The sequence below is a fragment of the Staphylococcus devriesei genome (assembly GCF_002902625.1).
GTDB classification, from domain to species: domain Bacteria; phylum Bacillota; class Bacilli; order Staphylococcales; family Staphylococcaceae; genus Staphylococcus; species Staphylococcus devriesei.
The window spans coordinates 26,829-38,287 of sequence record NZ_PPRG01000038.1; the positions used below are offsets into that span (position 1 = coordinate 26,829).

General features: G+C 33.5%; 10 protein-coding genes. 7 read left to right on the forward strand and 3 right to left on the reverse strand.

The features are described from left to right. The first annotated feature begins 24 nt into the window (after positions 1-24). Positions 25-705, forward strand: a complete 681-nt coding sequence (locus CD147_RS06610) for a Crp/Fnr family transcriptional regulator (protein WP_103166630.1) — start codon at positions 25-27, stop codon at positions 703-705. On the opposite strand, the gene CD147_RS06615 is transcribed toward CD147_RS06610, so the two are convergent. Next, positions 702-1,307, reverse strand: a complete 606-nt coding sequence (locus tag CD147_RS06615) for a hypothetical protein (RefSeq protein WP_103166631.1) — start codon at positions 1,305-1,307, stop codon at positions 702-704. The two genes, CD147_RS06610 and CD147_RS06615, sit on opposite strands and share 4 nt — an antisense overlap. Before the next feature lie 193 nt (positions 1,308-1,500). On the opposite strand from CD147_RS06615, the gene CD147_RS06620 reads away from it, so the two are divergent. From CD147_RS06620 to CD147_RS06630, 3 genes are read left to right on the forward strand one after another with little or no spacing between them, the layout of a single operon-like run. Continuing rightward, on the forward strand, positions 1,501-2,610 hold the full coding sequence (locus tag CD147_RS06620; protein ID WP_103166632.1) for an NAD(P)/FAD-dependent oxidoreductase: 1,110 nt from the start codon (positions 1,501-1,503) through the stop codon (positions 2,608-2,610). Continuing rightward, entirely contained in the window at positions 2,604-3,947 is a 1,344-nt protein-coding gene (locus tag CD147_RS06625) for a nucleoside recognition domain-containing protein (RefSeq protein WP_103166633.1), read from the forward strand. The genes CD147_RS06620 and CD147_RS06625 overlap by 7 nt, the downstream gene beginning before the upstream one ends. An 11-nt stretch (positions 3,948-3,958) precedes the next feature. Beyond that, positions 3,959-4,837 carry a CobW family GTP-binding protein gene (locus tag CD147_RS06630; protein WP_103166634.1) on the forward strand — a complete coding sequence of 293 codons (879 nt, stop codon included), beginning with the start codon at positions 3,959-3,961 and terminating at the stop codon, positions 4,835-4,837. Positions 4,838-5,013: 176 nt separating this feature from the next. Here the strand turns inward: CD147_RS06630 and CD147_RS06635 are convergent, their stop codons facing one another. Beyond that, positions 5,014-7,014 carry a catalase gene (locus CD147_RS06635; protein ID WP_103166635.1) on the reverse strand — a complete coding sequence of 667 codons (2,001 nt, stop codon included), beginning with the start codon at positions 7,012-7,014 and terminating at the stop codon, positions 5,014-5,016. A gap of 435 nt (positions 7,015-7,449) precedes the next feature. Here CD147_RS06635 and CD147_RS06640 point away from each other — a divergent pair, with 435 nt between their 5' ends. After that, positions 7,450-8,931, forward strand: a complete 1,482-nt coding sequence (locus tag CD147_RS06640) for an MFS transporter (RefSeq protein WP_103166636.1) — start codon at positions 7,450-7,452, stop codon at positions 8,929-8,931. A gap of 87 nt (positions 8,932-9,018) precedes the next feature. Here the strand turns inward: CD147_RS06640 and CD147_RS06645 are convergent, their stop codons facing one another. Continuing rightward, the gene (locus CD147_RS06645; protein WP_103166637.1) at positions 9,019-10,056 is read right to left on the reverse strand and encodes a PTS sugar transporter subunit IIC; all 1,038 of its coding nucleotides are present in this window, start codon (positions 10,054-10,056) and stop codon (positions 9,019-9,021) included. A 512-nt stretch (positions 10,057-10,568) separates the two neighbouring features. Here CD147_RS06645 and CD147_RS12355 point away from each other — a divergent pair. After that, positions 10,569-10,730: a hypothetical protein gene (locus CD147_RS12355; RefSeq protein WP_240621109.1), complete on the forward strand. Its 162-nt coding sequence runs from the start codon at positions 10,569-10,571 to the stop codon at positions 10,728-10,730. Between the two features lie 86 nt (positions 10,731-10,816). Continuing rightward, positions 10,817-11,446, forward strand: a complete 630-nt coding sequence (locus tag CD147_RS06650; RefSeq protein ID WP_233649238.1) for a transcriptional regulator — start codon at positions 10,817-10,819, stop codon at positions 11,444-11,446. The last annotated feature ends 13 nt before the right edge of the window (positions 11,447-11,459 follow it).

Sequence of the window (11,459 nt, forward strand, 5' to 3'; positions counted from 1 at the left end):
ATCTATTAGGGAAGTGGATTAAACATGTCGAATCAGATGCTTTATCATCTTATTAAACAATATGGCCAGGTTCGTACCTTTAAAGCTAATGAAATTCACCATTTAAATGATACATCATCTAATTTATATGCATTTGAACAGGGTTTAGCTTTTTTAAAACAATTAGATCGCAAAGGAAAAGAACTTATTTCGAATATTTATATAAAAGGGGCTATTTTTATCGACATGTCAGATTCTTCAAATAGCTTTAACTCAAAATATTATTTTTACTTTAAAGAAACAACTGTGGTTTATCAAATATCTATAGATGCTTTAAAAGAAACGGACGATAATACTCAAATCACTGAATTAATTTTCCAATATACAAATAATGAGATGACGAAAAAAGAACTTAAATTAAGAGACTATCTATTTAATGGTAAAAAAGGTGCACTTTTATCTAATATCATACGTCTTACTAACTCATTTGGTGTATATCAAAAGGATGGTAACATTCTTATAGACATCATTATCACGCACGAAGATTTAGCTCAGATGTGTGGGATGAGTAGAGAACGTGTGACGAAATATATTTCTAAATTAAAAGCTGAAAATACGTTAAAGTATGATAAAAACGTTAAAAAATTTATCGTAAAAGACTTATCTTCAATTAAGTCTCAAATTTCTTGTGAAAATTGTCCAACAAATTTATGTACTATTTCTTAGTTTTTTAGTAATTTCAACTTCCATAAAATATATGTGATAATTGAAAATATGAGTAAAAACATTTGTTCTTCAGGTGTTAACAAATATGTTATTAGTGATGAGATAGCACCTAAAATAAGGTACATAATAAGATTATTTTGTCTTCTTTGTTTAACCAATTTAACACTATAATAAAACGCAGACATAGTTGTAATTACATAGAGAAGTGCTACAACAATTATATGCATATCAAATGTAAAATGATGCGCTATTTTAAGGCCTAGCCCTACTAGTATAATTAGACATATTAAGCTAATATAAATAAATTTCCCCTCTGGAATATCGTGTTGTGATCTAAAATTTGTCATATCAAATCCCGCTTCATCTTTTTCTTTCATATATAAAGCGTTAATGTGTTTCATCTCTATCATTTTCTGACTCATATATTTATAGAATGGCAATGTTACCAAACTAATTACAATACTTGCCCCTAAAAATTCTATCCAGGAATGACTACTAATAATATGAGCAATCCATTTATCAAGTACCTCGTCTAAGTTTAATAAGTAATACCCTCCAAATATTATCATTATTGTGATTATAAAAATATACTTACCTTTCATACTATTTCCCCTCTCATACTTAACTTCTCAATCTTATCTTAAATTTAACAACTACTTTTTTATGTGACGTTGGTCACATAGCCTACTAGTAATTTCTATTTTATTCATTGAAATGTCTCTTAAGAAGGATTATACTATTTAAATCGTAATAATTACGTTTTAAATATAGAACTTATAGAAAGGCAGTGTTAAGATGACTAATCATCATCGCGTTATTATTATTGGAGCTGGAGCGGCTGGTATTGGGATGGCAGTGACATTTAAAGATTTTAACATGAAAGACGTACTCGTCATCGAAAGTGGCACAATCGGCCAATCATTTAAACAATGGCCTAAATCTACTAAGACGATAACACCTTCCTTTACAACTAATGGTTTTGGGATGCCAGATATCAATGCGATTGCTAAGGAAACGTCTCCCGCGTTCACCTTCAATGAAGAACATGTATCTGGAGACACTTATGCAGAGTATTTATGTATTGTCGCTCAACACTACGATGTCGAAGTTGCTACACAAACTAAGGTTTCAGACGTCGCCTACGTAGACGGTAAATATGAATTAACAACAAATAAAGGTGTATATTCAGCCGATTATATCTATGTAGCTACCGGCGATTATGCCTTTCCTAACCAACCTTTCGCCTATGGTCAGCATTATAGTGAGGTTGATGATTTTAACAATCTAAACGGTAATGAATTCGTTATTATCGGAGGCAATGAAAGTGCATTTGATGCAGCTATAAATCTCGGTAGTCGTGGTGCTTCTGTATCAATTTACACAACATCTACAGGCTTTGATCATGATGATGCAGATCCTAGTGTTCGATTATCACCTTATACACATCAACGTCTACGCGAAGCCGTACGTCAAGGCGCTCATATAGAATTGAATGTAGGTTATAAGGCAACAGATATTAATCTTCACGATGGTGTATATCAAGTTCAATTTGAAAATGGTCATACTGCAACTTCATCATCCGAACCTATCATTGCGACAGGTTTTGACGTCACACGTAATCCTTTAATCCAACAATTATTTACCGTTAAAGACAATGATGTACGATTAACCGAATTAGACGAGTCCACACGTTACCCTAACGTCTTCTTAATTGGAGCAACCGTACGTCATGAAGAAGCGGTACTATGCTATATTTACAAATTCAGAGCACGTTTTGCAGTATTAGCTAACATTTTAATGCGCCGGGAAGACTTACCCGTTGATGCATCGCTCATCGATACTTACAAGAAGAACAATATGTATCTAGACGATTACAGTTGTTGCGAAGTGGATTGCTCATGTTAGATGTGGCTTTTAATTTAAGAGATGGTAGTTATACTCCAATTCCTGATGAGCCACATACGTTATCTCTTGAAAATTATTCAAAATTAACAACACGACAACAACAATTACTCCGAAGCTATATCGTAAAACATCAACTAGAAGTTTCTTTAAACGAAAGTGTACCATCTTCACCACACCATAGCTCACAAATAATCGAACGACTAGAAGATTTCGTGAAGGAGAGTAAAGACTATCAACCTAAGGGCTACGAGACATTACTAGGATGGTTTATTATTCTAATGATGTTTGCCTTTCCAGTCTATCTGGCCTATCACTTTTCAGATTGGCTACAAACCAATTATGTTTCAGAGTGGATTACCATACTTTCTCAATATCCTGTGTTCCAAATTGAGTGGCTAAACAATATCTTATTTGGTGATTATGGTGTCTTGTCTCTAGGAACATACTCACTCGTCTGGGCATTACCAGTCGTTATTATGATTAGTTTATCGACGGCCACAATCGATCAAAGTGGCTTAAAACAATATGTCGTGTGGTCTATTGAACCCACGATGACACGTATTGGTTTGAATGGATCTGACATTGTTCCATTGCTAGAAGGATTTGGCTGTAACGCCGCAGCAATTACGCAAGCCGGTCTTCAATGTAGCGTATGTACTAGAACTCAATGTATGAGTTTAATTAGCTTTGGATCATCATGTAGCTATCAAATTGGCGCCACACTATCCGTGTTTAGCGTTGCACACCAATCATGGTTATTTATGCCTTATTTAGCTATGGTCTTTATCGGCGGTGTTTTACATAATAAACTGTGGATGAAGCAAGAGAGTTTAATGCCTACGCAAGTCATCTATCAATCAACGGGGCTACACTGGCCCAAACTAAAAGCATTAGGCGCTCAAATGTGGGGCAATGTTCAAATGTTTGTAGTTCAAGCGTTACCTATTTTTATCGCTATTTGTCTAGTTGTCAGTATTTTATCTTTAACACCTATATTACATATCATTTCGTATGTTTTTACGCCGATGTTAGCTTTATTAGATATTCCAACACAACTATCGCCAGGGGTTTTATTTTCAATGATTAGAAAAGACGGCATGTTGTTATTTAACATGCATGACGGTCAATTGATTCAACAACTCTCTGCTTGGAAATTATTATTACTTGTATTCTTTAGTTCAACCTTTACGGCCTGTTCAGTAACTATCACGATGTTGATTCGCCAACTAGGCTGGTGGGAAGGTCTAAGAATCACTGTAAAACAAATGATTACATCCGTTTGTTGTGTCGGTTTACTAGGTGTCGTTACGATAGCCGTTAACTTGATGATTAGATAAGGAGGTTAACTATGCAAATTGTTATTATTGGAGGCTTTTTAGGCGGTGGAAAAACAACTACATTAAATCACTTAATTACCGACGCACTTGATAATAACTTGAAACCTGCCGTATTAATGAATGAATTTGGAAAAATGAGCGTCGATGGCCAGTTGATTAAACAAGACGTACCCATGGAAGAAATAGTAGATGGTTGTATCTGTTGTGCAATGAAAACCGACGTCTCTGAACAATTACATCAACTGTATTTAGATTATCAACCTGATATCGTCTTTATTGAATGTAGTGGCGTAGCCGAACCATTAGCTGTTGTCGATGCATGCTTAACACCTGTCTTAGCACCTATTATTCAAATTAGAAGCATTGTGGGCATTGTTGATGCGACAATATATGAGCGATTTGATGCCTACCCTGAAGATATTCAGAAATTATTTCTAGAACAACTTCGTCATTGTTCGACACTTTTTGTTAATAAAATAGATTTGGTGGCCGTAGATAGTACGGCGGAACTTTTAAGAAAGCTTGAATCGATGAATAGCAATGCCAATATCCTGGTAGGTAGTTACGGTTCACTCTCTTTAAAATCATTGTTAGAAGCTACAAATGTTGGAGGTCACGAGAGTAAAATATTACATGGTGACATTGGGCATTGCTATATAGAACGTCCTCAGATGAAATCTAAATCTGAGTTTATTGATGAATTAAGTGCCTTACCTAACGACGTCTATCGCGTTAAAGGTTTTATACGTTTCATAGATGAACAACATATCTATCTCGTCCAATACGCTCAAGGAGAAATCGAACTCTCCCCCATCCAATTAACAGCAGACGTGCCTTTATATCTAGTAATTATTGGTAAAAACTTAGACAACATCGATATCCCATTGTAGTTTCATATTATAACTTAGTATTGTAAGGAGAAGACTTCTAAAAGAATCGGTGGAGCACCAAGCCTAGAGCCGCATTAATATGAAAAAGCACTTTCTATTTTGAAATTTCAATAGAAAGTGCTTTTTATTTGCTAGAAAAGGTTATATTTTAGACTGCCTTCCCACTACTTTTATCTTTATCTGCTCCAATATCTGAAGCGTTCGAATGCATCTACAATCGCATCTGGTTTATCCGAAACAATTACACCTGGTGCATCTAATTGAATTTTACTATGATTTAATAATTTAGACGCTACTTCAGATACTACAACTGGTTTTTTATGTTTATAACTTAATTCAGCAAAATCAATCGCTTCTTCTAATAATTCATTGCCATCTGATAAGATAACCACACTATCAAAGATAGTTGAACTTGCTGTACTGTATGTTTCAGTAATGCCCACTTCTTCGGTTAAATCTTTCGCATGCTGTCCTACGAAAGCGAAGTTCAGACGATTGTTTGAGAAGACTTCAGCATAGTCTTTCAATGTTTTTGCATCGATGTCACCATTAATTAATACGGCTACAGAGTGACCTAATAATGGGATATCGAATTTTTCTAATGTTAATTGGCTATCACTAGCGTCAGATTGTACTTCTTCATTATTTTCTGGAACATCAACACCAACGTTTTGGGCAACATATTCGGCTAATTGACGATCGACTTTGTTTAATTGGTTGACGGCGTTTTGTTTTACCATCACTGATTTACATTTACCAATTTCAAATGAGAACCCATCAGCCATATGTTGTTGTTCCGCTTCAGTTAAGCTATTTTTATAAAGCTTAGCTTGAGAATAATAGTCTTTGAAACTTTCACTACGTTGACGTACTTTATGACCTTCAACTTTTTCTTGATAATGTTCATAGCCACCTTCTTCTTTAGGTGTGGTATGAGGTTCATTATTATTCAGACCATTTTTATGATAAGACGTTTGACCTTGGTGGATACTCATTTGATGCATCGCGTCACGTTGGTTATTGTGTACACCACTAACTGGTCTATTAATTGGAATTTGGTTAAAGTTTGGTCCACCCAATCTTGAAATTTGTGTATCTGTATATGAGAATAAACGACCTTGTAATAATGGGTCATTTGTAAAATCAATACCAGGTACGACGTGTCCTGTATGGAAGGCTACTTGTTCAGTTTCCGCAAAGACATTATCCACGTTGCGGTTTAACGTCATTTTACCTACACGTTTGACTGGAATTTGGTCTTCTGGCCAAATTTTCGTAGGATCTAAAATATCGAAATCAAAGTCAAATTCTTGATCAGGCGTAATCATTTGGAAACCTAATTCCCATTCAGGATAATCGCCTTTTTCAATTGATTCGTATAAATCTTTTCTATGGAAGTCGACATCTTTACCATGTAAGATTTGGGCTTCGTCCCATACTAAACTTTCTAAACCATGCAATGGCTTCCAGTGGAATTTAACAAAGTAAGATTGACCTTCTTTATTTACCAACCTAAATGTATGCACACCGAAACCTTCCATTTGACGATAGTTCTTTGGAATACCTCTATCGCTCATAGCCCAGAATACTGCGTGGGTAGATTCAGGATTTTGCGCAAAGAAGTCCCAGAATGTATCATGTGCTGAACCACCTTGGGGCATTTCATTATGAGGTTCTGGTTTTAATGCATGTACGAAGTCAGGGAATTTAATCGCATCTTGAATAAAGAATACTGGAGCATTATTACCCACTAAATCGAAATTACCTTCATCAGTGTAGAATTTAGTTGCGAAACCACGGATATCTCTTACTGTATCAGGAGACCCTTTTGATCCTTGTACTGTAGAGAAACGGACGAATACTGGCGTTGTTTTTTCAGGGTGAGTTAAAAAGTCTGCTTGTGTATACTCGCTCATATCTTCATATACTTTAAATTCACCATGTGCACCAAATCCACGCGCATGTACGACACGCTCAGGAATACGCTCGTGGTCGAAGTGCATCATTTTTTCACGAAAATGGAAATCCTCTAGAAGTGTTGGACCTCTATCGCCCGCTGTAAGAGAATTCTCGTCTTCACTTACTTTCACACCATGGTTAGTTGTGATTGCTTGATTATCATTATTTTTCTTTTGTTCTTCTAATTGTTCAAGCTTTTTATTATTAGATTCTGTCATCTTTATCTCCCCCGATAAAATTATATTTTCCTATGTCATCATTAAGTTTTTGCGTATGCCCTACGATTACTACCAAACATTTGTACTATTCCCTTTCCTCATTTTTTTAATCACACTTTAAACTTTATAATTTTAATATATTTTTTTTGTATTTTTTGTTTTGTAAATTAATTTTCCTGAAAAGTGGATTACATATAGGTTAGCGAGGGAGATATTACGAATGCATGTCCGAAAAATGTAGTATATAATAGAGGTATCTTTAAAAAATAATAAAGCTACTAACTTGTATAGATAGACTCTTCCGTGAGCATTTCTCACTGTTACTTACATCCACAACGTTACACTGCATCATTATTTTTTATCCAGTTTCACCGGTTCATATTAAACCCCTTATTACTATCGTCATATGAAATATAAAGAAAGGGATGAACGACTTTGAGTTTTTTATGGACTAAAAGAGTCAAACTGATAGAGTTATTCGTGTTAAGCGTCTTAACCGTTTTAGGTATTGGCTCACAGTTTTTCTCCAATTTAGCATATAGTCTTAATCAAGGACTATTACAGACTGCATTTGGCTTAGGTTCCAAGCAGCTCATTATACCCTCTATTATAGGGAATTTTTCTTTTGCCCTAGGCATACCGTTGGGCCATGTCTTTACCCATAAGTTGGGTACCAAAAAGACATTTATCTTTTTCACCTCTTGCTTCTTAGTAGGCTCGATTATCGGAATTGTCTCATTTGATATTTATTCACTATCTATTTCGAAAACAATCCAAGGATTTAGTACAGGAATCTTATTCTTTACGTTATTACCTAAACTATTCCAAGCATTTCCTAAACGCTATAAGAATGTATTCTTATTATTAGTTATAGTAGGATTATTTGGTGCGAATGCATTAGGTGGCATATCAGGTAGCTACTCATTAGAATTAGATAGATGGAAATGGATATTTGTCATTAACATTGTTTCAAGTATCTTATGTCTTATTCTTGGCCCAAGATTCTTAAATAATGCGGATAAAGCACCGGAGAAAGAAGAAAAAGGTATACCTTGGCATATCGTATTTTTAGTGCTAACTACAATCACCATTAGCGTACCGATGATTATGTTAACACAACAAAGCCATATCACGTTTCTAAGTTATATTTTCTTATTAATTGCCGTATTGTTTTTCGTTAATTTCGTTTACTTGAATATGAAATCTGATGCACCAATTATGTATTTTTCAACGCTATTTAAGAAGAAACCGATTGTCGGTTCAGTCATGGCAATTTCATCTCATTTAACACTCTTAGTGGGTATTGCCGGCATTAATGTTTTCCTCTTAAAAGCATTAAAATTACCGTTCGAAGTAACAGAGAAATTCTATCTTTACTTCTTTATCGGGGTTATCGTCACAGGATTTATTAAAATGTTGTTCTACAGTTCCATAGGTGCCGGTATATTAGGTACAGTCGGTGCTACTTCATTGATGTATGTCAGCATACACTGGATTGTATTAGAACATTCAGTCAACGTTAATCTACTCTACCTACACGGTTTCTTATTGGGCTTTGGGACAAGCATGACGTTACTTAGTGGCGCCATGGCAACGTTACTTGATGGCGATTTAAAATACGCCTCAAATCGTTCTGTAACGATGCATAGCATTAGAAATTTTTTATCAGCATTATTAGTGCCAATCGTAACGTATATCTTAAAAGATGATATCCAAAAAGGCCTGCAAACATTGTATTCAGGTTATACCACACATATCGCGAATAAGTTCGTCTTAACGCAAAAAATTCAAGACGTCATTATCCATTCGAATCAGAAGATATTTACGTTAATGCTTATTTTTAACGTCGTAATGTTAATCTCATCTATCATTCAAATCTTCTTAGGAAAAGGACGCAGAATCACACCTAAATCTTAGAGAATAATTAAAAACAACAATATACAAATATCAAAAAAGCATCTACCTTTAACTATTAATTGAGCAAGGTAGATGCTTTCGTTTATATTATGAATGACTTTTACTTTTATTCCATGGCATAGGAATGTGTAAGTGAAGTAAGTCGAATTTTTTAATTAATTTACCGATAATAAACGCTAAAATTGTACTTGTAATTGCGACTGCAACGATTGTAAGAATTGATGTAATTGGATCGTTGAAGCCGAAGAGTACGATAGCACCTGCCATTGGTGTTGCCATGCCTGTGACGTTAATGACTAAACCACTGAAGGCAATGATGCATGCGTTAAACATACCGATAAGAGCATTTGTACCGTATAGTACAGGCGCGTATTTTACAATTAAGTCGATTTGTGTGAGCGGTTCGATAAATACTGCAAAGCGATTTGGTTTTTGACCAATTTTCAAAATGTTAAATAATGTGAAGTTAACGAATGACGCACCAGTACATGTAATTGCACCGATCGCCATTGGTAAACCTGTAAGTCCTAATATACTTGCAAGTACCATTGAACTTAATGGCGTCATACTTGTGACTGGAATGATAAGTCCTAAAATAATAGCTAATGAATATGGACTGCTATCGCCCACTGAATTAACTGCATTTGCAATTTGGTTCAATATAGCTGTAATCGTTGGATTAATAAGTGTAGCCAAGCCAAATACTAAGGCTGGCGCAATTAAAATCACCGTGATTAAGTCCAAACCATCTGGAACTTTCTTTTCAATCAATTTAATTAAAAATGCCGTTATATAAGCAGCAATAAATGCTGGTAATAAACTAAAATCTTTCAATACAAGTCCTACAATAACTGCAAAAACTGGAGATACGCCTAAATTAATACATGTAAGGATACCTACGGCAATACCTCCAAGACCTCCCATTAAGTCACCTATCGTTTGAAGGAAGCTAATATGGAAGATGCCTCCAATAGCGTAACTTAAGAATGCCTGTGGAAGAAACGTAGCACAAGCCGCTCCTGAGAGTGCCTGTAAGCCTTCCTTACCGTATGGCGCGAACTTTAAGAACAACGTCATAATAATTAAAACTACAACTAATGTTCCTACTCCTAATACAATATTCATTTATATAAACCCCTTTAATTTAAACTAAATATATTTTTAAAAAGATTTAATTATCGTAACATATTTTGTTGTATAGTATTTAAATTTAGATTCGATATTAACCCGAATTTAATATTTTTGAAAATTCAAAAGTGCAACAATAATTTAAATGCAACTAGAGAAGGAAGGAGTGGAGAGAAGCTGTAATTCGATGAACGCGAATGAACGAATTAAGCAATTGAAATGAATAGATTAACTATTATCCCCCTAATCTAATAATAATCATTTTAACTTATAATTATAAAATTTTAGTAAATTGAAAAATTCATTTTTCTACATGATATAATTTAAAATATATTGTTTAGCCATATAATGACAATATCATATTTAAAATATTTAATTATAAAAAAATAATGCTTTTATTACGCTATTTTCTGAATACAAATATTTTTTTAATTTTTTTCAATTTTAAGTAGTATTGACTTATTTTGGCTATCTTTATCTGTAATATATAGCTTAAAGGAGGTAACGAATTGGATCGTGCATTTCGGATATTAACCATTTATAATCGGTTATTACAACATAAAGTGGTCAATAAGAAATCACTAACATTAGAGCTTAAATCTAGTGCTAGAACAATACAAAGAGATATAGACGATATTAGAAATTTTTATATGAAGCAAATGATTGGATAGGCACTGAAAATGAAATTACTTACGATTATAAATCAGAAAGCTATGTTCTTACACACAATAAAAATGAAATCGAAAAGGTGCATTTCATGTACGATATTTTATCCAGTTTATATTTTACAAGACCTATGCTAAGTAGATATTTTTACCAATATCTAAAAATCTTAATCTTAAGACATCACTCTGAAAATCAAAAAATGTTATTAAAATATCTTAATAATTTTGTCATTGATGAAAATCATACTTTAGATACTCCAGGATCAATAGTAGTTCGAGCTTTAAATGAAAATAAATATCTTCAATATAATAAAAAATTACTATTACCTTTATCACTTTATTACCAGAAATTTTCATTTCATTTAGTTTATCAATTAAATAATGAAATATATATTTCTGATATCAATGAAATGAATTTAACTATGACTAACAAATCTTTTAATCGACATAAAACAGATAATATACATACTTATGTAACTTTTGAAATTGCTAGAGATTTATGGTTAAAAATTCATAAATATTATTATCTTCATTCAATTGATAAAAATGAAGAAAATTATCTAATTGTCACTTTAAAGATAACAAAAATTGAAGCTATCCAATTGTGCTTTATGTATCGATCCAATGTTCGTGTTATATCACCTTCAAATATAAAAGATGAAGTTATAAATGAATTACTTTTATTACAGACTACTTATCTAAAACAACATATTTTAAAATAAAATTTTATTAAGG

Bases quoted from the DNA above. Each gene is read 5' to 3' on its own strand.
- CD147_RS06615 (WP_103166631.1), bottom strand. From the start codon at position 1,307: ATGAAAGGTAAGTATATTTTTATAATCACAATAATGATAATATTTGGA.
- CD147_RS06650 (WP_233649238.1), top strand. From the start codon at position 10,817: ATGTACGATATTTTATCCAGTTTATATTTTACAAGACCTATGCTAAGT.
- CD147_RS06625 (WP_103166633.1), top strand. From the start codon at position 2,604: ATGTTAGATGTGGCTTTTAATTTAAGAGATGGTAGTTATACTCCAATT.
- CD147_RS06635 (WP_103166635.1), bottom strand. From the start codon at position 7,014: ATGACAGAATCTAATAATAAAAAGCTTGAACAATTAGAAGAACAAAAG.
- CD147_RS06630 (WP_103166634.1), top strand. From the start codon at position 3,959: ATGCAAATTGTTATTATTGGAGGCTTTTTAGGCGGTGGAAAAACAACT.
- CD147_RS06620 (WP_103166632.1), top strand. From the start codon at position 1,501: ATGACTAATCATCATCGCGTTATTATTATTGGAGCTGGAGCGGCTGGT.
- CD147_RS06645 (WP_103166637.1), bottom strand. From the start codon at position 10,056: ATGAATATTGTATTAGGAGTAGGAACATTAGTTGTAGTTTTAATTATT.
- CD147_RS06610 (WP_103166630.1), top strand. From the start codon at position 25: ATGTCGAATCAGATGCTTTATCATCTTATTAAACAATATGGCCAGGTT.